This window comes from Mycobacterium sp. 48b, assembly GCF_048282725.1.
In the GTDB taxonomy this organism is placed as follows: Bacteria; Actinomycetota; Actinomycetes; order Mycobacteriales; family Mycobacteriaceae; genus Mycobacterium.
This window is the reverse complement of the sequence record NZ_JBLVUL010000001.1, coordinates 4,146,399-4,170,017: the sequence shown is the minus strand read 5'-3', so window position 1 is coordinate 4,170,017 and position 23,619 is coordinate 4,146,399. Positions and strand designations below refer to the sequence as shown.

General features: G+C 68.2%; 26 protein-coding genes. 9 read left to right on the top strand and 17 right to left on the bottom strand.

What is annotated here, in order from left to right; translation table 11 throughout:
• The first annotated feature begins 96 nt into the window (after positions 1-96).
• Together ACNQR1_RS20580 and ACNQR1_RS20575 are read left to right on the top strand one after the other, a co-directional pair.
• Positions 97-735, top strand: a complete 639-nt coding sequence (locus tag ACNQR1_RS20580; RefSeq protein ID WP_418047680.1) for an FKBP-type peptidyl-prolyl cis-trans isomerase — start codon at positions 97-99, stop codon at positions 733-735.
• Between the two features lie 47 nt (positions 736-782).
• Positions 783-1,388, top strand: a complete 606-nt coding sequence (locus tag ACNQR1_RS20575; protein WP_418047679.1) for a class I SAM-dependent methyltransferase — start codon at positions 783-785, stop codon at positions 1,386-1,388.
• Here ACNQR1_RS20575 and ACNQR1_RS20570 read toward each other — a convergent pair.
• The gene (locus tag ACNQR1_RS20570; RefSeq protein ID WP_418050435.1) at positions 1,385-2,179 is read right to left on the bottom strand and encodes a thioesterase family protein; all 795 of its coding nucleotides are present in this window, start codon (positions 2,177-2,179) and stop codon (positions 1,385-1,387) included. The two genes, ACNQR1_RS20575 and ACNQR1_RS20570, sit on opposite strands and share 4 nt — an antisense overlap.
• A gap of 201 nt (positions 2,180-2,380) precedes the next feature.
• Between ACNQR1_RS20570 and ACNQR1_RS20565 the strand changes: the two genes are divergently transcribed.
• Both ACNQR1_RS20565 and ACNQR1_RS20560 read left to right on the top strand, forming a co-directional pair.
• Entirely contained in the window at positions 2,381-2,797 is a 417-nt protein-coding gene (locus ACNQR1_RS20565; RefSeq protein WP_418047678.1) for a hypothetical protein, read from the top strand.
• 40 nt (positions 2,798-2,837) lie between these two features.
• Positions 2,838-4,199, top strand: a complete 1,362-nt coding sequence (locus tag ACNQR1_RS20560; protein ID WP_418047677.1) for a TIGR01777 family oxidoreductase — start codon at positions 2,838-2,840, stop codon at positions 4,197-4,199.
• On the opposite strand, the gene ACNQR1_RS20555 is transcribed toward ACNQR1_RS20560, so the two are convergent.
• Complete coding sequence (locus ACNQR1_RS20555) at positions 4,189-4,746, bottom strand: hypothetical protein (protein WP_418047676.1); 558 nt, start codon at positions 4,744-4,746, stop codon at positions 4,189-4,191. The two genes, ACNQR1_RS20560 and ACNQR1_RS20555, sit on opposite strands and share 11 nt — an antisense overlap.
• Positions 4,747-4,852: 106 nt before the next feature.
• Positions 4,853-5,431, bottom strand: coding sequence for a TetR/AcrR family transcriptional regulator (locus ACNQR1_RS20550; RefSeq protein ID WP_418047675.1), 579 nt, complete (start codon positions 5,429-5,431; stop codon positions 4,853-4,855).
• A 104-nt stretch (positions 5,432-5,535) separates the two neighbouring features.
• Here ACNQR1_RS20550 and ACNQR1_RS20545 point away from each other — a divergent pair, with 104 nt between their 5' ends.
• Positions 5,536-6,849 (top strand): glycosyltransferase 87 family protein, encoded by a 1,314-nt coding sequence (locus tag ACNQR1_RS20545; RefSeq protein ID WP_418047674.1) that lies wholly within the window; start codon positions 5,536-5,538, stop codon positions 6,847-6,849.
• A gap of 4 nt (positions 6,850-6,853) precedes the next feature.
• On the top strand, positions 6,854-8,077 hold the full coding sequence (locus ACNQR1_RS20540; RefSeq protein ID WP_418047673.1) for an NAD(P)/FAD-dependent oxidoreductase: 1,224 nt from the start codon (positions 6,854-6,856) through the stop codon (positions 8,075-8,077).
• Between the two features lie 86 nt (positions 8,078-8,163).
• Here the strand turns inward: ACNQR1_RS20540 and ACNQR1_RS20535 are convergent, their stop codons facing one another.
• From ACNQR1_RS20535 to ACNQR1_RS20520, 4 genes are all read right to left on the bottom strand, one after another.
• On the bottom strand, positions 8,164-8,640 hold the full coding sequence (locus ACNQR1_RS20535; RefSeq protein ID WP_418047672.1) for a peptidoglycan-binding domain-containing protein: 477 nt from the start codon (positions 8,638-8,640) through the stop codon (positions 8,164-8,166).
• A 130-nt stretch (positions 8,641-8,770) separates the two neighbouring features.
• Positions 8,771-10,123 carry an NAD(P)/FAD-dependent oxidoreductase gene (locus tag ACNQR1_RS20530; RefSeq protein WP_418050434.1) on the bottom strand — a complete coding sequence of 451 codons (1,353 nt, stop codon included), beginning with the start codon at positions 10,121-10,123 and terminating at the stop codon, positions 8,771-8,773.
• Between the two features lie 25 nt (positions 10,124-10,148).
• A complete protein-coding gene (locus ACNQR1_RS20525; RefSeq protein ID WP_418047671.1) occupies positions 10,149-11,318 on the bottom strand; it encodes an RNA polymerase sigma factor in 1,170 nt (389 codons plus the stop codon).
• Positions 11,319-11,726, bottom strand: coding sequence for a YciI family protein (locus ACNQR1_RS20520; RefSeq protein WP_418047670.1), 408 nt, complete (start codon positions 11,724-11,726; stop codon positions 11,319-11,321).
• A gap of 232 nt (positions 11,727-11,958) precedes the next feature.
• Here ACNQR1_RS20520 and ACNQR1_RS20515 point away from each other — a divergent pair, with 232 nt between their 5' ends.
• Both ACNQR1_RS20515 and ACNQR1_RS20510 read left to right on the top strand, forming a co-directional pair.
• A complete protein-coding gene (locus ACNQR1_RS20515) occupies positions 11,959-12,195 on the top strand; it encodes a hypothetical protein (protein WP_418047669.1) in 237 nt (78 codons plus the stop codon).
• A 24-nt stretch (positions 12,196-12,219) separates the two neighbouring features.
• A complete protein-coding gene (locus ACNQR1_RS20510) occupies positions 12,220-13,068 on the top strand; it encodes an SMP-30/gluconolactonase/LRE family protein (protein WP_418047668.1) in 849 nt (282 codons plus the stop codon).
• Here ACNQR1_RS20510 and ACNQR1_RS20505 read toward each other — a convergent pair.
• The 10 genes from ACNQR1_RS20505 to ACNQR1_RS20460 all read right to left on the bottom strand — a co-directional run bounded on the left by ACNQR1_RS20505 (position 13,060) and on the right by ACNQR1_RS20460 (position 22,708).
• Positions 13,060-14,637: a threonine/serine ThrE exporter family protein gene (locus ACNQR1_RS20505; protein ID WP_418047667.1), complete on the bottom strand. Its 1,578-nt coding sequence runs from the start codon at positions 14,635-14,637 to the stop codon at positions 13,060-13,062. The genes ACNQR1_RS20510 and ACNQR1_RS20505 overlap by 9 nt on opposite strands.
• Positions 14,638-14,701: 64 nt before the next feature.
• On the bottom strand, positions 14,702-15,361 hold the full coding sequence (locus ACNQR1_RS20500) for a class I SAM-dependent methyltransferase (protein WP_418047666.1): 660 nt from the start codon (positions 15,359-15,361) through the stop codon (positions 14,702-14,704).
• A 188-nt stretch (positions 15,362-15,549) separates the two neighbouring features.
• On the bottom strand, positions 15,550-16,578 hold the full coding sequence (locus tag ACNQR1_RS20495; protein ID WP_418047665.1) for a DUF2278 family protein: 1,029 nt from the start codon (positions 16,576-16,578) through the stop codon (positions 15,550-15,552).
• A 117-nt stretch (positions 16,579-16,695) separates the two neighbouring features.
• Entirely contained in the window at positions 16,696-17,589 is an 894-nt protein-coding gene (locus tag ACNQR1_RS20490) for an alpha/beta hydrolase family esterase (RefSeq protein WP_418050433.1), read from the bottom strand.
• 228 nt (positions 17,590-17,817) lie between these two features.
• Positions 17,818-18,831, bottom strand: coding sequence for an alcohol dehydrogenase catalytic domain-containing protein (locus ACNQR1_RS20485; protein ID WP_418047664.1), 1,014 nt, complete (start codon positions 18,829-18,831; stop codon positions 17,818-17,820).
• Between the two features lie 72 nt (positions 18,832-18,903).
• Positions 18,904-19,560 carry a maleylpyruvate isomerase N-terminal domain-containing protein gene (locus ACNQR1_RS20480; RefSeq protein ID WP_418047663.1) on the bottom strand — a complete coding sequence of 219 codons (657 nt, stop codon included), beginning with the start codon at positions 19,558-19,560 and terminating at the stop codon, positions 18,904-18,906.
• A 9-nt stretch (positions 19,561-19,569) separates the two neighbouring features.
• Entirely contained in the window at positions 19,570-20,037 is a 468-nt protein-coding gene (cynS, locus tag ACNQR1_RS20475) for a cyanase (RefSeq protein WP_418047662.1), read from the bottom strand.
• Between the two features lie 26 nt (positions 20,038-20,063).
• Positions 20,064-21,926, bottom strand: a complete 1,863-nt coding sequence (locus ACNQR1_RS20470) for a fatty acyl-AMP ligase (protein WP_418047661.1) — start codon at positions 21,924-21,926, stop codon at positions 20,064-20,066.
• Between the two features lie 9 nt (positions 21,927-21,935).
• The gene (locus tag ACNQR1_RS20465; protein WP_418047660.1) at positions 21,936-22,379 is read right to left on the bottom strand and encodes an SRPBCC family protein; all 444 of its coding nucleotides are present in this window, start codon (positions 22,377-22,379) and stop codon (positions 21,936-21,938) included.
• Positions 22,376-22,708 carry an ArsR/SmtB family transcription factor gene (locus tag ACNQR1_RS20460; protein WP_418047659.1) on the bottom strand — a complete coding sequence of 111 codons (333 nt, stop codon included), beginning with the start codon at positions 22,706-22,708 and terminating at the stop codon, positions 22,376-22,378. The genes ACNQR1_RS20465 and ACNQR1_RS20460 overlap by 4 nt, the downstream gene beginning before the upstream one ends.
• A gap of 99 nt (positions 22,709-22,807) precedes the next feature.
• On the opposite strand from ACNQR1_RS20460, the gene ACNQR1_RS20455 reads away from it, so the two are divergent.
• Positions 22,808-23,575: a DUF899 domain-containing protein gene (locus tag ACNQR1_RS20455; RefSeq protein WP_418047658.1), complete on the top strand. Its 768-nt coding sequence runs from the start codon at positions 22,808-22,810 to the stop codon at positions 23,573-23,575.
• Positions 23,576-23,619: the final 44 nt, after the last annotated feature.

Here is a 23,619-nt window from a genome sequence, read left to right as displayed (position 1 = left end):
TCAGAATTCCCGCAGAATTCACCGGCCCCCGATGAGGGGCGGTGATCGCCCGGCTATCGGCGGTCCGCATCACACCCCGCTGTAGCGTGGCGGGACATGAACTCCTTTCGCGTGCCTTCCTCCGTTGCGCTCGTGGCCTGCGCCGCGTCGTTGACCATGGCGCTCGCCGCGTGCGGCTCCGACACGGAAACCTCCTCGGCCACGTCCTCACCGAGCACGCCGTCGGTCGCCGAGGCGCTCACGCCCTCGATCGCCGAGACCGCAACCGAGGCCAGCACGTGCCCGACCGCGGCGCCCCAGAACGCGGGTGCACCCGAATGGACGCTGTCCGGGGCGACCGGCAGCGTCGCGGTCACCGGCTCCACCGACACCGCGGCCCCCGCGGTCAAGGTCGACGGACCGTTCAGCGTGGCCCAGACCCAGGTGCACACCCTCAAGGCCGGCGACGGGCCTGTCGTCGCGCCGTCGGCGAATGTCACGGTCTGCTACATGGGCGTCAACGGGCGCGACGGATCGGTGTTCGACAGCAGCTACGAACGCGGCGAGCCGGTCGACTTCCCGCTCAACGGCGTCGTGCCGGGCTTCCAGAAGGCCATTTCCGGACAGAAGGTCGGGTCGACGGTGGCAGTGGCGATGACCTCTGCCGACGGCTACCCCCAGGGCCAGCCCGCTGCCGGCATCCAGCCGGGCGACTCGCTGGTCTTCGCGATCAAGATCCTCGACGCCCAGGGCTGAGTCCGACCGCCCGGCCCGGCCCGGCATCCGCTTGCAACAATGCTCACATGGTCGAGCGGAGCATCTGGATGCAAAAGGTCGCGGCCGATCCCGGGCATTCGAATTGGTACATCGAACGTTTTCGTGCCATGGCACGCGCCGGTGAGGACCTGGCCGGTGAAGCTCGTCTGATCGACGCCATGGCGTCGCGCAATGCGCGGATCCTGGATGCCGGTTGCGGTCCCGGCCGGGTGGGCGGATACCTGGCGGGGGCCGGACACCAGGTGGTCGGCGTCGACGTCGACCCGGCTCTGATCGAGGCAGCCAAAAAGGACCATCCCGGTCCGCGCTGGCTGGTCGGCGACCTTGCCGAACTCGACCTGCCGGCGCGGGGCATCGCCGACCCGTTCGACATCGTCGTGTCGGCAGGCAACGTGATGACGTTCCTCGCCCCGAGTACCCGGGTCCAGGTCCTGACCCGGCTGCGCGCCCACCTCGCCGCCGACGGTCGTGCGGTGATCGGATTCGGGGCCGGCCGCGAATACGAGTTCGGTCAATTCCTCGACGACGCCGCAACGGCCGGGTTCACCCCGGATCTGTTGCTGTCCACGTGGGATGTGCGCCCCTTCGCCGAAGACTCCGATTTCCTCGTCGCGATCCTGCGCCCCGTCTAGCCCGAGCCGTTCGGGCTGAAGTTGAAATTGGCGACGGCGGTGGACAATCCGGTGCCGATCGGTCCCGACGCGTCATAGAGGCTCGCGCTGCCCGTCGCCACACCGTCGGCGCTGGTATGGGTCACCGCCGCCATACCGATGTAGGGACCGACCGGAAGCCTGCTCAGGGCCAGGGTGTAGTCCGCGTTGATGAACGCCAGACCGGCCGAGCTGAAATTGGCCATCGAACTCGTGACGTCGACGGCCAGCGCCGCCCGTACGAACGGCGACAGTTCCTCGCCGGCAACAAGATCGCGCACCTCGCGCAACCATGCGTAGCGCGGACCGCTCTGCTGCCACGGAAAGCCCTTGCCAGCCCATTCCGGATCCGGCCCGTAGGCGCGGATGAACATGGGGACGGTGTCGTCGAAATCCGCGGGCTCCTCAGGTAGCGGCGGCAGGTCGATCGAGGTGCTCCAGAACTCGCCTTCGGGTTGGGTGCCCCGCCTCAGATACAGAGCCGAGGCGCGGGCCACCAACTCGCCGTCCTGGGTCATCACCGCATCGACCGCCTGCATCCGTGCGCCGGACCGGACCACCGAGGCGGAGACGCGCACCGGCGCGCTGGCGACCCGGCGCAGTATCTCCACGGTGAACCGCGCCGGTTGCAGGCCCTCGTCGGTGACGAGTTCTTCGACGGCGCGCGCCAGCAGGCCGCCGACCACCTGACCGCCCAGGGTGGGTCCCCAGCCTCCATGTGCGATCTCGTTCGGCACGAACCCGTCGTCACTGCTCACAAAGAACGGCGTCATCGCAGTGCGCTCCACAGGTACACCTCTCGTCCGGCACTTCAGGCAAGTACGGACTCTATTACAGAGTCGACTACAGTTGGTGCAACGATATCGATGGGCGCGCGGTCGGAACTCGAACACCGTGCCGACCACCCCGCTCGCGGCTATTGCCACGGATGCCGCATCGTTCTACTATCGCTTGTAGTAGTTCGATTGGGGGCCATGACGACACCGACAACCGTTAAGACACAACGCTTTCTGCGTCTGACAGCATGGACGTTCCTGGCCGGTTGGGGACTGCACGTGCTCGATCATCTGCTCCGGGGAATGTCGGCGTCACCGATGTTCGTCATGGCCGGCGGCATGATTCAGGGCGTGGTCGTCATCATCGCGATCACCATGGCCCTGCGCGGCCATCCCCGTGCACCCGACATCGCGATCTTCACCGGCCTCGGCAGTGCGGTGCTGTTCACGTACGCGCATCTGCTGCCCAGTTTGTGGCCGGATTTCCAGGACAGCTATCTGAGCGGACCCCGCATCAATGTCACCTGGTTCTCCTGGGTGACAGCGCTTTCCGAGATCGGTACCGGACTGTTGTTCGCCTATGCAGGCATGAGGGCGAGGCGGGTCGCGGCATAGGTGCGGCCCCCGGCGCGGATCATGCGGGTAACGTCGGCAGATGGGATTGGTGTACTCCAGCATCGTCGAGGCCCCGCAGGAAGAAGTCTTCGCCTGGCACAGCCGGCCGGGTGCGTTCGCCCGGTTGTCGCCACCGTGGCAGGCGATGCAGCTCAAATCCGAGGCCGCCTCGTTGCGCGACGGCCGCGCCGAACTCGCGCTGCCCGGCGGGCTGCGTTGGGTGGCTGAACACCAGGCCGACGCGTACGACCCACCACGACGCTTCGCCGACAGCATCGGCCATCACGGACTGGCCTCCCTGCCCGCGGCACTGGCGATGCGATGGAAGCACATTCACGAGTTCGAGGCCATCGACGCCACCCACACCCGGATGACCGACCGCGTCGAGACGCCGGTGCCCGGCCATTTCCTGCGCCCCATGTTCGCCTACCGGCATCGCCAGCTCGCCGACGACCTCGCGGCCCACCAGCGGGCCCGCGCGCACGGTCTGACGCCGCTGACGGTGGCGATCACCGGCGCGTCCGGACTGGTCGGGTCGGCGTTGACCGCGTTCCTGACCACCGGCGGCCACCGAGTCATCCGGCTGGTCCGGCACACGACAACCAAACCTGATGAACGGCAGTGGAACCCGGAAGATCCGCACCCGGAACTGCTCGCCGGGATCGACGCCGTCATCCACCTGGCCGGGGCATCGATCGCCGGGCGGTTCACCGACGGGCACCGCCGCGCGATTCGCGACAGCCGCATCGAGCCGACCCGCCGGCTCGCCGAACGGGTCGCCGACACCGAAGCCGGGCCGCAGGTCGTCGTCAGCGCGTCAGCGGTCGGCTTCTACGGGTACGACCGCGCCGACGAGGTTCTCACCGAGACCAGCGAACGTGGTGGCGGGTTTCTCGCCGATGTCGTGGCCGATTGGGAGGACGCGCTGGCCCCTGCTGAACGATCCGGGGCGCGTGTCGTGCGGATCCGCACCGGCATCGTGCAATCCCCGCGTGGCGGCACGCTACGACTGTTGCGTCCGCTCTTCGCTGCCGGACTGGGTGGGCGCATCGGCGAGGGACAGCAGTGGTTGCCCTGGATCGGTATCGACGACCTGGTCGACATCTATCACCGTGCGCTGTGGGACGGCCGACTGTCCGGCCCGGTCAACGCCGTGGCACCCGAGCCGGTACGCAACGCCGAATACACCGACGTGCTCGGCCACGTTCTGCACCGCCCGACGGTGCTGCCCGTACCGACCCTCGGGCCACGGTTACTGCTGGGTGACCAGGGTGCCCGCGAACTGGCCTGCGCCAGTCAGCGGGCGGTTCCTGCCGTCCTTGCCGCGGCCGATCACCATTTCCGCCATCCACACCTGGATCAGGCATTGGGCCACGTGTTGGGACGCCCGGTTACGGAGTAGGAGGCGCCGGCGGCGCAGCAGCTTGCCGCCCCGGGGAGTTGTACTCGTATCCGGGCGGCGGAGGGCCGTTGAGCGAGTAGTAACCGGGCGGCAATGCCGGGCCGGCCGGACCGCTACCGGGTGCCGGCGCCGTGACGGGTGTCTCCGAGCCGGGAGCGTTGATCGACACGTACCCGGGCGGCAGTGGAGGTGCCGGGCCGGCGCCGGGAGGCGGTGCAACGCCCTCGGGCGCTCCCCCGCCAGTCTGGAAACCGCCCGGGTCATGGGCCTGATGCCAGAGATCTCTGAGCGTGCCGACCGGGCCGCCGCCGTACTGGCCGGAGCCGTACACAGGGTTGGCGATCTCAGGTACCTGCGGTGGACCCACCGGTGCGGGCGGTGGTGGGGCAGCCAGCGCCGGATCCGCCGGTGCGGGCGCCGGGTCGGGCATGACGGGGTCTGCTGCCGCGTGACCGGCCGTGCCCAGCACGGCACCCACGACAGTCAGGCCTGCGATCGCGAGCTTCGCCCCTCTGGCGGGAGACGTGGCGCGGTGCGCTTCGGTCATCTATCCGGCGGTCCTCTCCTCGACGCCCGATCGAACTCCTGATCGGGAAACAGGGTGAACCGGGCGGTCCGTGCATCGTCGCACACCGTCCCGATCACGCGCTCGGTTAGAACGGCGCGAGCAGGAACTCGTCGACGAAACGGCTGAACGTGTCGTCCACATAGGCGGGGTCATGGGCGGTGAAGAACTCGATGATCAAGCCCTGGAATGCCGCGAGCGCGATCCGTGAGCGCGTCTCGGCGACATGGTCGGACATCCCGAGTGCTGTCAATCGGGCCTTCGAGTTGCGGGTGAGCAGTGACAACGTGTCCCAGGTGTACTCGCGGTACGGACTGTCGCAGCTGCAGGCGGCCCCGAACACCTGCAGGACCACGCGCAGGCTTTCGCTGCGCTCACCGCGGGTGCAGGCATGCCAATCGTCGAAACACCACTGTCGGTGTGCAGCCAAAGACACCGGCAACTCCACATCGTCGGTCTCCGGAATCGCCTGGCGTTGTTGCCGGTTGAGGACCTCGAGCATCAGCTGATCTTTGGTGCCGAAGTAGTAGACCAACATCCGGGCGCTGGTTCCCAGTTCGGTGGCCAAGGTGCGCAGCGAGGTGTCGACCACACCCGCGCGGGCGAAGACCGACGCCGCGCCCGCCAGCAGCCGGTCACGCTTCACCTGGTCGATCTCGCGGGGCACGCTTGACTGTAACAAGTGCTTCATATATTCGTTGGTGGTTGCGCCCGAACGAGCTTCGTTCACAGCCAGGGGTGGGCTGATGCGCACGGGAGGGGGCCTGCACCGTGACTGCGCCGAACCACGTCCGGGCAGTTTCGACGAACGCGGTGGTGATCGCCTGGCTGGCGGCCGTGGCGTTGCTGATCGCCCACCAACTCCTGGAACCGTTCACCGCAGCCTCACACATGGGGCTGTTCACCAACGGCGGTGACCTCGACATCTATCGCCACGGCGGCCGACAACTGCTCGACGGTCAGCCGCTCTACGCCACAGAACTGCCCGGCGGCGGTTGGTTCACATACCCGCCGTTCGCGGCCGCCACCTTCATCCCGTTGTCCATGATGAGTTTTGGTGCAGCCCAGGTGATCTGGATGGGCGTATCTTTCTTGGCGCTGGCCCTCACGGTCTTCAGATGCGCCACGGTCCTGGGCTACCGGGCGGATCACCGGCTCTGGCTGCTCACCGTCGCGCTCAGTCTCGTCGCCGTCGACATCGAAGCGGTGCGGGGGACGCTCTGGCAGGGCCAGGTCAATCTCGTCCTGATGGCGTTGATCGTCTGCGACCTCACCCGTCCTCCGTCCGCCCGGCTGCGCGGATGGTCGGTCGGCGTCGCAGCCGGGATCAAACTGACGGCCGTCGTGTTCGTGCCCTACCTGTTGCTCACCCGACAGTGGCGCGCGGGCCTCACCGCACTGGGTACGGCACTGGCCACGGTCGCGACCACCTGGTGTGTCCTGCCGTCCGATTCCACGGCCTACTGGCTGCACGCGGTGTTCCAGACCGATCGCATCGGCCCGCTGACCCATCCCGGGAACTTCTCGATCGGCGGAATCCTGGCCACCCTGGCCGCGCCCGCACCGATGTCGACGCTGTGGTGGGTTCTGGCCGTCGGTGTGGCAGCCGTGCTGGGTTTCGTTGCGGCACAACGGGCGCAGCGGGCTGGGTACTCGCTGCTGGCGATCACGATCATCGGATTGCTGTCGTGCACGGTGCCGCCGCTCGCCTGGGGCCACCACTGGGTGTGGACCGTGCCGCTGCTGGCCGTCCTGGTCGACCGGGCCGTGCGGTCCACCGGCCGGGCCCGCGGCGCCTGGGCAGTCGGCGCGCTCGCTGTCTACCTGGCGGTGTTCATGTGGTTCGCGGCGTGGCTCTACCGGACCTCACATCAGCTCAGCACTCGGTACACCAGCTATGTCGAGGCGCTCGACGCCGCCATCGCGACGATGACCCGGCAGGACAAGCTGCTGGTGGTCGCCACCAACCCGGCGCTGTTCGCCACGACCGCGCTGCTGACGCTGGTACTCGTGCACCGTGGGCCGAACGTGGCCCGGTCGCCCGGCGAGCTAGGCGATCCCGATCTGTCTCGCGTGGCAGGCTGAATCCGTGGGTCACGTACTGATCGTCGGATCGGGGTTCGCCGGATTGTGGGCAGCACTCGGCGCCGCCAGACGCGTCGACGAACTCGGACCGGCGGCTGACGGCGTGAAGATCACGGTGGTCAGTGAGCGTCCCTTTCACGACATCCGCGTGCGCAATTACGAAACCGATCTGTCCGACTGCCGGATCCCCTTGGACAAACTGCTGAATCCGGTCGGTGTCGACCACGTTGTTGGCGAGGTCACCGCGATCGACGTGGAGTCCCGCACTGTCACGGCGCATCAGGATGGCCGACCACTCGGAATCGGCTATGACCGACTGGTCCTCGCTGCGGGAAGCCGGGTCGCACGACCGGATGTCCCCGGGTTGGCCGAATTCGGTTTCGACGTCGACACCTTCGAGGGCGCCAGACGCCTCGCCGGCCACCTCGATACGTTGGCCGCCGATCCCGGGATATCGGGCGCAGGCACCGTCGTCGTGATCGGCGCGGGACTCACCGGTATCGAGACCGCGTGCGAATTGCCCGCACGGCTCGCCGCGATCTTCGATGACAGCATCGCACCGAAGGTGGTGCTCGTCGACCACAATCCCCGGGTCGGCTCGGATATGGGCGAATCGGCACGGCCGGTGATCGAAACCGCGTTGTCAGACAACGGAGTTCAGGTCATGACCGGCGTCGGCGTGACCTCCGTCGACATCGGTGCCGTGACGTTGTCATCCGGCGAGACGCTGCCGACGGCCACCGTGGTGTGGTGCGCGGGAATGCGGGCCAACCCACTGACGGCACAACTGCCGGTGACACCGGACCGGTTCGGCCGGCTGCCGGTCGACGACTACCTCCGCGTCGAAGGTGTGCCCGCCGTGTTCGCGGCAGGCGATGTGGCCGCCGCGCGGGTCGACGACGCGCACCTGTCGGTGATGTCGTGTCAGCACGGCAGGCCGATGGGCCGCTACGCCGGGTACAACGTGATCGGCGACCTCCTCGGCCGGCCCATGCGGGCGCTGCGAATCCCCTGGTATGTCACTGTTCTCGACCTCGGCCCGGCCGGCGCGGTCTACACCGAGGGCTGGGATCGCGACGTCGTGGCGACGGGCGCAGTGGCCAAGGCGACCAAGAAGACCATCAACACCGAACGGATCTACCCTCCGCTGACCGGCGATCGGCAGGCACTGCTCGCAGCTGCCGCACCCGACCTTCAGCCCAGGCCGGCCCGCGGCGCGGGCGGGTAGATCCTGGGACGAAAACTGTTGCCGTCCTTGTCGTCCAGCGATACGTGGCAGTGGTGCATGTAGCGGGTCCCGGTGGCGGCCTCAGTTCACAGCGAGAACTGCACGACCGCGTTGTTGCCACCGCGGCAGGTCACCCAGTCACCCTCCCGAACGCACGCCATGACGTAGGTCTGATGTGTCACCGGGCTGAAGACGTTGATCTGCACCGAATCTCCCGGGACGGCGAAGTACTCCTGGCGGACGTTCTGGGCGAACGGACACGAGGTGCTCTGGCTGGCCCAGATGCCGCCGCTACACTCCTTCATCTCCTCGCCCACCGGCCCGCCGCCCTGGGTGGTGAGCTCGTCGAGCTTGGCCAGCGTCTCGGGCCCCGCGACACCGTTGACGAACAGCCCGGCCCGCTTCTGGAATTCGCGGATGACCGCTTCGGTCTGTGCGCCGAACTCACCGTCGACCTGCAGGTGTGAATAGGCCGGGTAGTCCAGGTTCAGCAGCGCCTGCAGTGTCGCAACCTGCTGGCCCTGACTGCCGTTCTTCAGGGTGACTGTCGGATATGGAGGCATGGCAGCGCTCCTCTCATCTCGGCGGCATGAAGCCGACTTCGGATGATCAGAACGTAACCGCGCCCGGCAGCTGCGGGCACGAGTAGCCGACTACTCGAAACAGATTGCGGCACCGCCGTCCAGGCCGGTGCTAGCGGTCGTTTCCGTCCTTCGGCGCCTCGGGCGGCGGCGGTGTGAGCGCATCCCACGTGGTCCACGTGTAGCGCTGTTCGGGAAGGCCGGTCGCGCCGAGCATGAAGGCCCGGTGGGCGCGGCGGGCCCGGGCGATGGTGCCCAGCCAGGTGGCCACGGTGCTGATGCGGTTGCGGATTCCGGTCAGGAAAGCGATGTGAAGGAAACCCCATGCCAGCCAGCCGAAAACGCCGGCCACCTTGACCGGGCCGATTTGCAGAAGTGCCTGTCCCCGAGAGATGTACGCCGCCGAACCGAGGTCGTGGTAGCGGAACTGCCGCCGAGGCTTCCCGGCCAGTTCCCGACGGATACACGAAGCGACATGGAGCCCGCCCTGCATGGCGTTCTCGGCCACTCCGGGCAGGTTCTCGCGACCGGCAAGATCGCCGATCACGAAGACCTCGGGATACCCGGCGACCGAAAGATCGGGCCCCACAGCGATTCTCCCGCTTCGATCCGACTCGGCACCCAGGACCTTCGCGATGTGCCGGGCGAACGGCACGGCCTCGACGCCGGCCGTCCACAGCACCGTGCGCGCCACGTACTGCTCGTCGGGGCCGCCGGCCTTCGGACTGACGGTCACCCCGTCCCGGTTGACGTCGGTGACGTGGACACCCATGTGCAGTTCGACGCCCAGCCGCTGCAGTGACCGCGTCGCCTTCTCCCCCAGCTCGGGACAGAAGGCCTTCAACACCCGCTCCCCACCGTCGAACAGCAGCACCCGGGCTTCCTCGGGCTCGATGCTGTGGAACTCGTGGGCCAGGGTGCGGGTTGCCATCTCGCGGATCTGGCCGGCCAGCTCCACCCCGGTGGGACCACCACCGGTGACGGCGAAGGTGAGCCAACCGTCCCGCTCGGGTCCCGGCGGCAACGTCTCGGCGATCTCGAAAGCGGTGAACACTCGTTGGCGGATGTTGGCCGCATCGTCGAGCGTCTTCATCCCCGGGGCCCACTGGGCGAAGTGCTCCTTGCCGAAATAGGACTGCTGCATCCCGGCTGCCACGACGAGTACGTCGTAGTCGAGCGTGAACGTCGACTCATCCGGCCGGCGTGCGGTGACCTGGCGCAACTGCGGGTCGATGTCGATCGCTTCGCCCAGAAGGGTCGTGACGTTGCGATGCCGCTCGAACTCCTCGCGCAGCGGGCGGCTGATCTGTCCGAAGCTCAGGGTCCCGGTGGCGCACTGGTAGAGCAGCGGTTGGAACAGGTGTCCCGCCGCGCGGTCCAGCAGCGTCACGTCGACGTCGGTTCCGCCCAGCCGGCGCGCACAGAACAGACCGCCGAATCCCCCACCGATGATCAACACCCTCATCCGACTGTTGCCCACAATTAGGAGGTTAACCGTCCTCCCTGGAAATGCGACCGTGTAAAGCGGACGCCCGCAGGGTGAGATGGTTGCGCTCGGCCAGCGATTGCGCCTCGGCCGCCGCCTGCACGTACAGCCGTGCGGCCGTCGTGACGTCGCCTGCCCGTTCGTGCAGATATGCGGCAGCGGCAGTGTGACGCGGCAGCGCCGGGTCGAGTTCGGCCAGCGCGGCCAATCCCGCCCGCGGCCCATCGGCCTCACCTACGGCAACGGCACGGTTGAGGCGCACCACCGGGCTTTGGGTGAGCGCGACCAGTTCGTCGTACCACTCGACGATCTGCACCCAGTCGGTCTCCTCGGCGGACCGGGCGTCGGCGTGCAGGGCCGCCACCGCGGCCTGCGCCTGATACTCCCCGAGCCGGTCACGAGCCAGTGCGGCCTGCAGTACGTACACACCCTCGGCGATGAGATCGCGCCGCCACAGCGAGCGGTCCTGTTCCGCCAGGGGAACCAGACTCCCGTCGGCACGGGTCCGGGCCGGACGCCGGGCATGGTGCAGCAGGAACAGCGCGAGCAGGCCGCCGACTTCCGGATCGTCGGTGCTCCTGGCCAATTGGCGGGCCAGCCTGATCGCTTCGGCTGCCAGGTCGACGTCGCCGCTGTAACCCTCGTTGAACACCAGGTAGAGCACGCGCAGCACCGTGCCCAGGTCGCCGGGGCGGTCCAGTCGCACCTCGGCCACCGTGCGTTTGGCGCGGCTGATCCGTTGCGCCATCGTCGATTCCGGCACGAGATAGGCCTGGGCGATCTGGCGCGTGGTCAGGCCGCCGACCGCGCGCAGGGTCAGGGCGACGGCCGACGACGCGCTCAGGCTGGGGTGTGCACACAGGAAGTAGAGCTGCAGCGTGTCGTCGGTCGCCGGGGCAGGTCCGGCGACCGGCTCGGCCGACACCCGCGACTCGCGGTTGCGCCGCGCCACATCAGAGCGGGTGAGGTCGAGGAAGCGCCGCCACGCCGCGGTGATCAGCCAGGCCTGCGGATCGTCGGGGTGCCGGCGTGGCCAGGTCTCCCAGGCCCGGACCAAGGCCTCCTGCACGGCGTCCTCGGCCGTCGCGAAGTCGGCCCCACGGTGGACGAGGGCGGCCAGGACACCGGGAATCAGATCCCGGAGTCGGGCCTCGTCCACCGCACCGGGGGCCATCTACTCGGTGACTGTCGGCGGGGCCGTCAGGAACGGGCGCACCTCGAGCCACTCGTGGATCGGCTTGCCGCCCGCGCCGGGCGCCGCCGACAGCTCACCGGCCAGCGCGACAGCGCGTTCGTAGGAGTCGACGTCGACGATCATCCAGCCGGCGATCAGATCCTTGGTCTCGGCGAACGGTCCGTCGGTCACGGGCGGCCTGCCCTCGCCGTCGGAACGGACCCAGGCGCCCTCCGGGGCGAGGGCCTGACTGCTGACGTACTCACCACTGTCCTTGAGCCGGTCGGCGAAATCGTTCATGTACTGGATGTGGGCCTCGATCTCGTCCGGCGTCCACTGGTCCATCGGGATGTCGTTGACGGACGCGGGCGCGCCTCGGTAGTGCTTGAGAAACAGGTACTTGGCCATGCGATTCTCCCTTCGGATTCGCGACCCCGGTTGGTCGCTCACATATGGGACGGAGCCGTCACGGCATTCTCGACATCGAGGACGGAAATATTTCTGATCTCGATGTCAGGCATGTCGCACGGGTTCAGGATGACGTATGAGCCCGTCGCCGACCTCAAGTGCAGACTCGATCACTTTGTTTGGCTAAGCTTCGGGTATCCAAGTTCAGAGTCAAGCACCGAGGTGGACATTCATGTTCGGAAGCAAGGCAACCCTGGCGACCATCGCCGCCACCGGCCTGATCGGGGCCGCCCTCGGCCTGGGCACCGCCATCGCGGGCGCGGAGCCCGACCCGAGCCTCCCGCCGCCGCCGAACGCGCCGAAGAAGCCGGCCGAGACGTGGCAGGGCCACCCGATGGTCTGGTGGAACCTGCCTGCCGGCGGCCACTGGGGCGTCTGGGTCAACGGCGACTTCCTCCCGTTCACCTGATCGAGCACCGGACCTGAAGGCCCGATGACCTCTGTCGAGGCCATCGCCGCGGTCCCATTCGTCGACGGGATCGTCTACGGCGAGGGGCCACGTTGGCACGGCGATCGCCTGTGGTTCACCGACGGCCTGGCCGGCCGGGTGTACTCGGCCGGCGCAGCCGGTGACCTCGTAGTCGAGGTCGAACTCGCGCGCGCGTCCGGGCTCGGGTGGCTGCCCGACGGGACGCTGGTGGTGTCGACGCTGTTCTCGGCCGAGCTGCACCACGCCGACGCCCGCGGACACGTGACGGCCAGCTTCGACGTCAGCGACATCGCGTGGTCCACCAACGATCTGCTGGTCGCCGCGGACGGTCGGACGTACGTCGACCTCTATATCGCCGACGGCCGCGGCCTGACCGGCGGGATCGGGCTGCTTGCCCCCGACGGCACCATGCGGGTCGTCGCCACCGGACTGTCGATGCCCAACGGCCTCGCACTGCTGCCCGATGGGTCGACCCTGGTGGTCAGCGAGACCCACGGCTCGCGGCTGCTGGCGTTCACTGCCCGCCCGGACGGCAGCCTCGGCGCGCCCAGCGTGTTCGCAGACCTCGGCCCGGACCGGCATCCCGACGGGTTGTGCGTCGATGCCGCGGGCGGGGTGTGGGTCGGCTCGTATGACACCGGGGAGTTCCTGCGGGTCGTCGCCGGCGGTGAAATCACCCACCGCATCGGGATCGACCGCGGATGGGCGGTGGCGCCGGCACTGGGCGGCGCCGACGGGCGAACGCTGTACCTCGTGGTCGACGACACGAGCCACGAAGATCTGTTGGCGGGCAACTCGACGGGGTGGATCCTGCAGGCGCGAGTCGACGTGCCCGGCGTCGGGTCACCCTGACGTCTGGTCTCGGCGCCCCGGCTCCTCGTTGTCGTCGGCGTCCGGCTCGTCGGCCGGCGGCGGCTCCAGCGGCACGCTTTCCGCCCGTGGCGGGCTGACCGCAGAGGTGGTGTCGGCCGGTTGCAACTGGACCACCTGACCCACAGCCCGGCGCAGCCCCGGCGGTCCCTCTTTACGGAAGAACTCACCGATGCGTCCGGCGCGGAACCGAAGGGGTGAGCCGAGCAGCTCACCCATCACCACGCCGCTGCCGAGCGCCAACGCCGTCGCTGCCGCGGTCAGCAGGTGTGCGAGTCCCTCACCGAAGTTCTCGTCCACGGCGAAGGCGAACACCGCCCAGAACACCGCGAGCCCGGGCAGCATCGGCATGATGCCGGCGGTCGCCGTCACCAGTGCGGGAGCCTGCCTGCGAATGGAGATCAACGTAGCCAGAAAACCGACACCGACCGCCGCGATCCCGGTGGCCGCCCACTGACCGAACCCGGCCGTCCCCAGTCCGATCAACGTCAGCTCCGCCAGTCCGGCCGCCAGCCCGGCTGTGGGCAGTGAGCGCAGTGGTGCGTAGCTGGCCATGGTCAGGCAGATCCCGGCCAGCGCGGCACCCAGAACCGCCAGGAAGATCGGCAGCGGCCCTCGGGGGGTGATGAACGTGCCTGCCGTGTTCACGTGCAATTCGATCTGGATGCCGAGCAGGGTGGCGGCCTGCAGAGCGCCGGTGATGCCCACGACGATCCCCGCGGTGAGAAACACCGCGTCGCCGAGCCGCGCGACCGCGGTCACCATGTAGCCGGTCAGCGCGTCCTGGACCGCACCGACCAGGGTCATGCCGGACAACAACAACACGATCCCGGTGGCGACCAGCGCACTGAGACCCTGACCGGTGTAGCGATACGCGCCAAGCGCGATCAACGTCGCGATCGCCGCCCCGACCGCATGCTGAAAGAAGAACGGGGTGCCGATCCGGTTCAGCAGACGGCCGACCCGGTCGATCAACGCTGCGGTCAGGCTGGCCAGCAGACAGGTCAACCAATTGCCGCCCAGCAGCATCGCGATACCGAGCGCGAAACCCGCCCACCCGGCGGTCGCGAGCCACCGGGGAAATGGATGTGGGCTCTCGGTCAGCTCATCCATCGCCTCGTGTGCCTCGTCGACGGTGATACCGCCGGAGGTGATGCGCCGCACCAATCGATCGAGCTGGGCGAGCCGGGTGTAATCGGTCGATCTGGTCCGCACTGCCCGCATGATCGTGACCGGCGGGCTGTCCACGGTGGGCAGTGCCGACACGATGATCGTCGCCACGGTGATGTCCACGACGCAGTCGGTGAGCCGGTACGCCTGTGCGACGTCCTGGGTGGTGGCCACGACATCGGCAGTACCCGAGCCCGACGACAGCATGACCTCCGCAAGCCGGATGGTCAGGTCGAGGACCTTGCGGGTGTGCACGTCACCCATCCCTGCCGACGCGCGACTGCGCCGGCCGGCCACCGGTGCCGGGTCGCGCCGCCCGCGCAGGGCCATGCGCAGCCCTCCGCGCAACCGATCCCTGCCGTTCAGACCTTCCTCAGCCATCGTTGAAAAGCGTACTGATGAACGCTCGGGTGCTGGTGGAACCGGGGCCCTCCGGGAAGTGTCGTCAGCGGGCGCGGTCGGCGGCCCGGATCACGTCCGAGCCGACGAAGGTGAAGATCTGCGCGTCCGGTACGAACGGCTCAGGGGTCCCGGTGAAGCGATGAGCTCCGACGCCGTAGCTCACATCGGGTGGCGACACCCAGACCAGGTCGAAACCGCGTTCGTCAAACCAGTTGAGGATCAAGGGAACCCGGTCCGGGACGGTGCGCCCGCGGGTCCACAGCACCGTGCCGCCGGTTTTGGTCAGCTGTGGGAAGAACCCGATGGCCCGTTCGATGTCCTCGTCGGTGATGTTGCCGAAGATTCCGCAGGCCACCACGATGTCGGCGGGCACCAGGTCCTCGTAGTGATCGGTGAGCGCGGCGTCACCGGTCACCACCTCCACCCCGGCCAGCCGATGTCTTTTCACCGTCGCGGTGGCGACCGCGGCGTTGCGGGGATCCAACTCGACCAGGCGCGCCCGGACGTCGTCGCGCCGCGGATGCTCGGCCAGTACCTCGAGCAGGTCCCGACCTTGGCCCGCGCACAGGCTGACGACGCGAAGCGGACCGGCCGGAGCCTCATCCAGCGCCTGCTTGATCAACGCCTGTACTGCTCGAAGCCGGTGCGCCAGGGACGAATCGGGTCGGTCATAGTCTTCATGCCAGCTGTGCCAGTCCACCACGGGAGAAACCCTATGGCCGGAACACGCCTGGCCGCGCCCGCGCGGGCCGACTTGAAGGCTGCGGCACTTGACCGGCCACAGTGTTAGCAGTGACGTCAATTCGATTGGTACGCAGCGTTGTTCGGTCATGGAGAGCTCGCCGCCCGGCGCTCAGAGCGGATTAATCGCGGCGTGATGAATATTGGTGTCTACCGCTGGAAACGCACATAGCGGTCCACCACGCCGGCGTCGCTCTGGGAATAGGTGACGCTGTCGACCTGGGTGCCGCGATCGTCGACCAGCAGCAGGTTTCCGCCCGAATTGCCGAGCTGGGCACCGGATCCGTCGAGCACGATCACCGCGGACGCACCACCGGCCAGGTCGGCGTCGAGCTTGCTCTCCCGGCCGTTGCGGTCGACCAGGCGCCAGCCGTGCAACGACACCGCCGTGGTCGCGTAGTTGCCGATCACCACGGCTTCGTGTCCGGGATCGGGGCCGGTCGGGTTGATCAGCGCCCGCTCCAGATACGCCAGTCCCGGAGTCAGCTGCTCGACCGGTCCGGGCCCGATCAACCGGGACAGCGGTTGCGCACCGGGAGCCGCGTTTCCCTGCGCGTCGGTCGGCACCCGCTGCGTCTGGAAGGCCAGCAGAATGCCGACGACCCGGTCGGGGAACGCCAGCAGGAGTCCGCCGTCGTGGAAGGCTCCGTTGTCGTCGCTGTGAGCGCCGACGTTGCCCTGGTTCATGTGGATGTCGTGGACGCCGTGCAGGCCGTCGGTGTTGCCGAACTCGGTGTCGATCGGCTTGTGCAGGTTGCGGTCGAACTTGGCGCCGAACGCGTAGAGCTCACCGCCTGCGGCCTGGCACTGGGTCAGATACAAGCTCAAGAGATCCTGCAGGTCATCGGCATTCGCGTTACCGCTGGGCGGAAGAGCCCGGCCGAGCGTGAAGTCGAACATCGGTGCCTTGACGTAGTCCAGCGACGCCGCCGAGGTGGCCTGGGTGAACGAAAAGCCCGACGCGACGGCTCCCAGTCCGTTGACGATGGGGTGCCCCACCAGCGGGTCCACCACCCAGAAGACCACATCGCTGCCGTCGTTGGACTCGACGTTGACCGCGACCCGCCACGGTTGGCCGGAGTCGTCGACCGCCCGGATCTGCAGGTGCGGACTGGATTGACCGTCCTCCCGCACGAACCGGTCCGGTCGTGCGCGCAGGACGCCGTAACTGATCGCCATGATCGACTCCTGTCGTTTCGATGTGGACACAAGAACTTTCACGTGCCGCACTCGCAGAACGTATCGGCCCGACGCGACCCGAACACGCGTAGCCGACTACGCGAATCAGAAACGGGACTAGCGACCGTGAGAGGCGAAGAACTGCCCGGAGGCATCCGAGGCGTCGAAGGCCCGGCTGGCCGCGCCGACGGACTGCACGGGGAGGATCTCGGGTACACCCGGCCAGGTGTGCCCGCCCCCGTCGACCCGCATGAACACCACCGAGGTCCCGCCGGCACAGCCGTCGGAGGCGATGCGGTGGGTCTCGGTGCCGTCGCCGGTGCTGGGCAGTGCCTCGTCGGACGGAGCCGGGCAGCCGTTGATCTGGCGCCATCGGTCCACCATCGCCGGCCCCGACACCACGGTGCTGCCTCCACCACGCCCCGTCATCGGTCCGCCGTTGAACGGCACAACGGGGTCCGCCGTCCCGTAGGTGGCGAGCACCGAGACAGGCCGGGAAGGACTGCAGCCGACATTCGTCCCGAGCGTGCCTGCCACCGGGGCGATCGCGGCGAACAGGTCGGCGCGATCACACGCCAGGCGGTTCGCCATGAATCCACCCGCCGACAGGCCGGTGGCGTACACCCGGCCGCGCGGGATGCCGTTCTCGGCCACCAGACGATCAACGAGGGTCGAGATGAACCCCACATCGTCGACCCCTTGCCGGTCCGGCACCGAGGCGCCGCGGCCGTCGGCCCAGCTGTAGTCGATGCCGTCGGGGTAGACCACCGCGAACCCGTACGCGTCGGCCACCGCGTCGTAATGGGTGAGCGCCGCCTGATCGGCTCCGGTCGCACCGGCGGCGTGCAGATTGACCACCAGCCCTGAAGGCGGTCCCCCGGCCGGCAGGTGGAGCCGATACGTGCGCATCGTGCCGCCGAAGTCGATCTGCGCCGATGGTAGGGGTGCTGCCCCCGCGGGCGTCGCGCCTGCCGCGCACCATGACAGCGCGACGAGCGCGGCGGTCACCACTGTTCTGAGCCGTCCCGGCGTGAAAACCACCGGGGCAGAGTAGATATCGCGAGCGAACTTTCGGGCAACGTCACGTGACCTACCGGCGAAAACCCGCCCGGCGACCGTCGTCAACCGCTTCCACGCCATCCCCGGCCCCCACCGATTCGTCGTCCAGCAAACGAAGCCCCGAGGCTACCCGCTCGCTGTGAGGAACGGGGCGAGATGTCCCGATTCAGCGGCGGGCGATCAGACCGTCAGGACCATGCGGTAGCGCGCCTGCCCCTGTTCCATCGCGGCGTAGGCGCCGGCTGCCTCGTCGAGCGGGCGCTCCTCGATCAGCGCCCGCACCCCCGACAGCACCGCGAAATGCATCGTCTCCTCGACGTCACGGGCGGTCCCCGACGGATGCCCGGAGATGCTCAGCGCAGGCTGGATCAGTTGCACCGGGCTGATCGGCAACGGGTCCGCCGACACGCCGATGGCGACCAGTTCGCCACGCGGCGCGAGCCCGCCCACCGTGTCGGCCATCGCCTTCGAATTGCCCACGGTGGCCAGGACCACCGCCGCGCCACCCAGATCCTGCAGCGCGGCGCTGACATCCACGGCGGTCGAGTCGATGTAGTGCCTGGCGCCCAGCGATCGGGCATCTGCCTCCTTGCCGGGGCCACGGGCGATCGCGACCGTCTCGAAGCCCATGGCGTGGGCGAACTGCAGACCGAGGTGGCCCAGGCCGCCGACGCCCAGCACCGCTACCAGGTCACCAGGAAGGGCGCGGGTGTGGCGGAGCGCGTTGTAGGTGGTCACCCCCGCACACCCCATCGGGGCGGCCTCGGCGAAGGAGAGCTCGTCGGGGATCCGGGCGAGAGCGTTGGCGGGCACCGTCACCGATTCTGCGTAGCCGCCCGGGTAGTGCAGGCTCGGAATCTGCCCCTTCACACAGTGGATGAACAGGCCCTTGCGGCACTGGATGCAGACCCCACAGTGACCGCCGAACCAGCCGATCGCGACGCGGTCGCCCACCGCGAAATCGGTGACACCCGCGCCGACTTCGGCGATGGTGCCCGCGATCTCGTGGCCCGGGGTCACCGGCCACGTCATACCCGGAAAGCCGCCGTTGACGATGGCCTGATCGGTGCCGCAGACCCCGCACGCCGCCACGGCCACGCGGACCTGTCCCCGATCAGGTGAGAGCGTCTGGGCGTCAACGAGTTCCAGGGCACCGCCTGAAGACCGGACGTGAACAGCTCGATGAGTAGACATGGAGATCCTTACCGTCGCCGTCGGTGTACCAGGCCATCATCGACTGTCGCCGCCCGGTTGGCCAGGGTCGGATCAACCGAGGACGAACGGCAGCAGCACGGTCGTCGCGCCCAGATGGACCTTCTCGGAATCGGTCGGCGCCCGCCGACCCGTGCCCACCAGCAGAACGTCGGTGTCGGAGAGTCCCGCCGGGAAATCGACGTCAGCGATGTCGCCGAGCATGACGCGTGACCGGGCCAGCCCGGCGGCGGGCGGTCCGGTCGCCGCCGGGAGATGTGCGACCAGGTCGAGGTGATGCAATGTCCATTCGAGAACGTAGGCGTCGAGGTAGTCGCGGACGGTGAGCACCTGCCCCTTCGTCCCCACCCACAGGTCCGGGTCGGCGAGCTCGGCGGCCCGTCCCGCAGCCGAACCCACGTCGTCCAGATGGAACTTGAGCAGGTCCGGATCCTGATACGCGGCGGCCAGCCGCACGGTCAGCGCGTCCAGGGGATCCTCACCGGTCGGAGGCGTTCCCGCCACCTCCCAGTAGGTCAGCGCATTGCGGGTCGGTTCGGTATCGGCCGGGGTGGCCAGCGTGATCAACACATCCTGGGCATCAATGACGAGGTGGCACACCAGGTCTCGAACCAACCAGCCGGCACAACCGGAGCGCTGCTCGAAGTCCTCCGGTCTCAGCGCGGCCACCGCGGCACGCAGTGCCGTCCACGAATCCGAAAACCGGCCCACCACTGCAAACTAGCAGCGCACGACTCTCTCGGCCGCCGTCCAGTCGTAGGGCAGGAACTTGCCGTCGAAGGTCACCACCACCCGGTCACCGGCCGGGTGCGATTTGCGCTGCACGTCGACACTGAAGTTGATGGCGCTCATGATGCCGTCACCGAACTGCTCGTGGATGATTTCCTTGAGCGCGCCGCCGTAGACCTGCAACGCCTCATAGAAGCGGTAGATGGTGGGATCGGTGGGCACCGCCGTCGGCAGCCCACCGCGCATCGGCACCGCGGCCAGCACCGGAATCACCGACTCGTCCAATCCGAGCAGGTCCACGATGATCCTGCCGGATTCGGCCGGAACCGGATGCTGTCCGAGCAACGCAGAGACCGTCCACACCACGGGTTTGTCGATGGCATCGGCCAACTGCTGCCACGTCAGACCCTTGGTCAGGCGGGCTTCCACGATCGCGGCGGTGATCTCGTCTCTGCTCATACCTGCAGCATGCCCGCGGTGAGCAGTCACCGCACGCCCAACGTGCCCTCCAGGTACTCACCGCGACAGGCCACCCGGGCCAGCTTGCCGCTGGTGGTCCGCGGGATCGCCCCTGCCGGAAGGAATCGCAGATCCGCCACGGCCAGTCCATGACGGTCTGCCACCGCGGCGCGGATGGCCTCAGCCGCCTCCTGCGGGTCGGCCCGGCTGGTGCCTGCCGCGCGTTCGGCGATCACCACCAGCCGGGCGCTGTCACCGTCGGCGGGGGCATCCGGGGCCACGGTGAAGGCCGTGACATAGCCGCGCCGGACCAGCGGCGAGGCGTCCGCGACGGTGGCCTCTATGTCCTGCGGGTAGTGGCTGCGACCGTCGATACGCACCATGTCGGCCATCCGCCCGGTCACATAGAACTGCCCGTCGACGTAGACGCCGAGATCGCCGGTGCGCAGCCAGGTGGCGTGCCGAGGTAGCCCCTCGGCGTGACTGCCCGAGGCCAGGCGCGAGTGCAGCGGCACCCCGAACGTCCTGTGCGTCTCCTCCGGGCGGCCCCAGTAGCCCCGGCCGATGTTGTTGCCGTGCAACCAGATTTCCCCGACCTCGCCGTCGGAGACTTCCTCGGCGAGCCCGTCTGCGGTCGCCGGGTCGACGATCACCGCCCACAGGCTGCGGGCCGGGTGGCCGCACGACACATGCGCGATGGCACCCTCGGCGTGCGCGTTGACGCGGACCGCTCGCCCGACCGCGAGTTGCTCGCGGTCGAAGTAGACCACCGACGCCTGCTCGGCCGGCGCGATCGTCGAGATCAGCAGCGTCGCCTCGGCGATGCCGTAGGACGGCTTGAACGCGGTCGGCGGCAGGCCGTACGGCGCGAACACCTCGTTGAATGCCGTGATCACCTCGGGGATCACCGGCTCGGAACCGATGATGAGCACCACATTGCTCAGATCGATGTCCTCCCCCGCCGCGGGTACGCCCCGCTGGGCGGTCCATTCGTAGGCGAAATTCGGTGCGGCCGTGATGACCCGGCCGTGCTTCGACGCCTCCGACATCGCCCGGATCCAGCGCTGGGGCCGGCGGATGAACGCGGTGGGTGACATCAGTGTCGAGTGCCCGCCGTATACCGCGGGAAACCCGATCATGGACAGGCCCATGTCGTGATAGAGCGGTAACCAGCTGAGGCCGTGGGTGTTTCGGTTCAGCAGGTCGATCGACAGGATCATCTGCAGCAGGTTGGTTCCGACCGCACGATGGGTGATCTCCACGCCGACCGGCGGACGCGTCGACCCCGAGGTGTACTGCAGGTGGGAGATGTCGTCGGCATCGACCGGGATCGGGGTGAACCCGTCGCCTTCCGAATCGGGAATCTCGTCGATCAGCTCGACCCGGGGCCACAGCGTGTCCGGCATCGTCGTGAGGAACTCCCGGACCGCGGCATCACCCGCGGCGGTGGTGAGCACCGTGGTCGGCCGGGAATCGAGCAGCGCGGTCTCGAGACGTTCGGCGTGGCCCTGCAGTTCCGGCGCGAACAACGGCACCGCGATGTTGCCGGCCTTGATCGCCGCGAAGAAGCCGACGACATAGTCGAGACCTTGGGGCGCGAGGATGGCGACGCGGTCTCCGCGGGCGGCCACCTGTTGCAGCCGCGCCGCGACGGCCCGCAGCCGCACGCCCAGCTGCGTCCATGTCAGCTCGATGACCTCTTCCTCGGCGTGGCTGTGATCGAGATAGCGGTAGGCGACGAGGTCGGGAACGTGGGCGATGTTGCGGTCGATCAGCGATATCAGGGTGGTGCCCGGGGGCAGCACGATGCCGCCGTTCTCGTCCAGGCAGTCCTCGATGCGGAGCAGGCCTGCCGGGGCCTCGTACTGAACCTCAGTGCCGCTGTCCATGACCGCAGTCTAGGTCGAGGCGCTTGGGAGGTGGGCCGCCAGTTGCTCGACCGTGAGGGTCCACCCGTTGTGGAAGTTGTCGAATTCCTCTGGCGGCAAAAGGGAATGCTCGATCGACATCATCGTCTGCCCGTCACCGGCCGGCTCGAATTCGACGTTGACGATGCTGACCACGGTCGGGTCCGCCCAGTCCGAGTTGCTCCAGGTGAACCGCAGCACCCTGGGCCGGTCGATCGTCAGGAACTGTCCGGTGATCAACACGCTCGAACCGGAATCGTCGATGTCGAACCGAACGAGCCCGCCCACCCGGGGGTCGACCGCCACCTCGACGCAGTACACGGGCCTCGGGCACATCCACTCCCGCAGCGACTCGGGGTCGAGCCATTCGTCGAACACCACATCGGGGGCCGCGGGCATCAGTCGTCGCACGCGGACCGTCGGCGCGTCGGTCATCGGGACTCGGCCTTCCGCCGCAACCGTTCGGCCAGCGCATCCGCGCGGCTCGACCAGAAGTCCGTCTGTTCGGTCATCCATTGCTGGGCCATGGTCAACCCGTCCTGCTTGAGGGAGACCCAATGCTCTCGACCGCGGACCTCACGCTGCACCAGACCGGCGGCCTCCAACACCCCGATATGGCGCGAGACACCGGCGAAGGTCATCGGCAGCGGGGCTGCGAGGTCGCTGATGCGGGTCTCGCCCTCGCGCAGGGCCTCCAGCAGCCGGCGCCGGGTCGAATCCGCCAGGGCCGAATAGGCGCGGTCCAGAACTTGATCTTCAACCACCTTGTTGACTATAGCCGCCAACCGTGGTTACCTCGAGGAAGTTATTCAACTGATTTGTTGAACGATTGACAATCGTTGCACAGGACGACGGGAGCAATCATGAAGACCCCAGCAATTGTGCCTGCACCGGAATGGCAGGCCGCGCTCGACGAAATGCTGGTCAAGGAAAAGGAATTCACCCGGGCACGGGACCGGCTGGCGGCACTGCGCCGGCGTATGCCGTGGACGCCGGTGGACAAGGACTACGCGTTCGAAGGCCCCGACGGCAGTGCCACCCTGCTCGACCTGTTCGCCGGGCGACGCCAGCTGATCGTGTACCGGGCATTCCTCGATCCGGGGGTGGACGACTGGCCGGAACACGGGTGCGTCGGCTGCTCGTTGATGGCCGACCACATCGGCAACCTGGCCCATCTCAACGCCCGCGACACCACTCTGGTCTACGCCTCGCGCGGGTCCCAGGCCGACATCGCCCGGATCAAGACACGCATGGGGTGGAGTCATCCCTGGTACACCATGGTCCCCGGGCCCGGCGCGGAGTTCGACGTGGACTTCGGCGTCGACCAGTGGCACGGCACCAACGCGTTCATTCGCGACGGTGACCGGATATTCCGCACCTACTTCATCGACGACCGGGGCGACGAGGCCTTCGTAAACACCTGGAACTTCCTGGACATGACCGCGCTCGGCCGGCAGGAGACCTGGGAGGATTCTCCGCCGGGATACCCGCAGACCAAGCCCTATGAGTGGTGGTCCTGGCACGACACCTATGTCGAGCACGAGCCGTCGCGGTGGTTCGGCGACCCGGACCCCGAGGACCCCCACGATCCGCGCCCGCCACGTGACGGCTGCAACTGCGGCGGTAACTGACCCACCCCGGGCCGACCCGCCGCGGTCATTGGAGAAGATGGGCC

Bases quoted from the DNA above. Each gene is read 5' to 3' on its own strand.
- ACNQR1_RS20580 (WP_418047680.1), top strand. From the start codon at position 97: ATGAACTCCTTTCGCGTGCCTTCCTCCGTTGCGCTCGTGGCCTGCGCC.
- ACNQR1_RS20575 (WP_418047679.1), top strand. From the start codon at position 783: ATGGTCGAGCGGAGCATCTGGATGCAAAAGGTCGCGGCCGATCCCGGG.
- ACNQR1_RS20570 (WP_418050435.1), bottom strand. From the start codon at position 2,179: ATGACGCCGTTCTTTGTGAGCAGTGACGACGGGTTCGTGCCGAACGAG.
- ACNQR1_RS20565 (WP_418047678.1), top strand. From the start codon at position 2,381: ATGACGACACCGACAACCGTTAAGACACAACGCTTTCTGCGTCTGACA.
- ACNQR1_RS20560 (WP_418047677.1), top strand. From the start codon at position 2,838: ATGGGATTGGTGTACTCCAGCATCGTCGAGGCCCCGCAGGAAGAAGTC.
- ACNQR1_RS20555 (WP_418047676.1), bottom strand. From the start codon at position 4,746: ATGACCGAAGCGCACCGCGCCACGTCTCCCGCCAGAGGGGCGAAGCTC.
- ACNQR1_RS20535 (WP_418047672.1), bottom strand. From the start codon at position 8,640: ATGCCTCCATATCCGACAGTCACCCTGAAGAACGGCAGTCAGGGCCAG.
- ACNQR1_RS20530 (WP_418050434.1), bottom strand. From the start codon at position 10,123: ATGAGGGTGTTGATCATCGGTGGGGGATTCGGCGGTCTGTTCTGTGCG.
- ACNQR1_RS20525 (WP_418047671.1), bottom strand. From the start codon at position 11,318: ATGGCCCCCGGTGCGGTGGACGAGGCCCGACTCCGGGATCTGATTCCC.
- ACNQR1_RS20520 (WP_418047670.1), bottom strand. From the start codon at position 11,726: ATGGCCAAGTACCTGTTTCTCAAGCACTACCGAGGCGCGCCCGCGTCC.
- ACNQR1_RS20515 (WP_418047669.1), top strand. From the start codon at position 11,959: ATGTTCGGAAGCAAGGCAACCCTGGCGACCATCGCCGCCACCGGCCTG.
- ACNQR1_RS20510 (WP_418047668.1), top strand. From the start codon at position 12,220: ATGACCTCTGTCGAGGCCATCGCCGCGGTCCCATTCGTCGACGGGATC.
- ACNQR1_RS20505 (WP_418047667.1), bottom strand. From the start codon at position 14,637: ATGGCTGAGGAAGGTCTGAACGGCAGGGATCGGTTGCGCGGAGGGCTG.
- ACNQR1_RS20495 (WP_418047665.1), bottom strand. From the start codon at position 16,578: ATGGCGATCAGTTACGGCGTCCTGCGCGCACGACCGGACCGGTTCGTG.
- ACNQR1_RS20485 (WP_418047664.1), bottom strand. From the start codon at position 18,831: ATGTCTACTCATCGAGCTGTTCACGTCCGGTCTTCAGGCGGTGCCCTG.
- cynS (WP_418047662.1), bottom strand. From the start codon at position 20,037: ATGAGCAGAGACGAGATCACCGCCGCGATCGTGGAAGCCCGCCTGACC.
- ACNQR1_RS20470 (WP_418047661.1), bottom strand. From the start codon at position 21,926: ATGGACAGCGGCACTGAGGTTCAGTACGAGGCCCCGGCAGGCCTGCTC.
- ACNQR1_RS20465 (WP_418047660.1), bottom strand. From the start codon at position 22,379: ATGACCGACGCGCCGACGGTCCGCGTGCGACGACTGATGCCCGCGGCC.
- ACNQR1_RS20455 (WP_418047658.1), top strand. From the start codon at position 22,808: ATGAAGACCCCAGCAATTGTGCCTGCACCGGAATGGCAGGCCGCGCTC.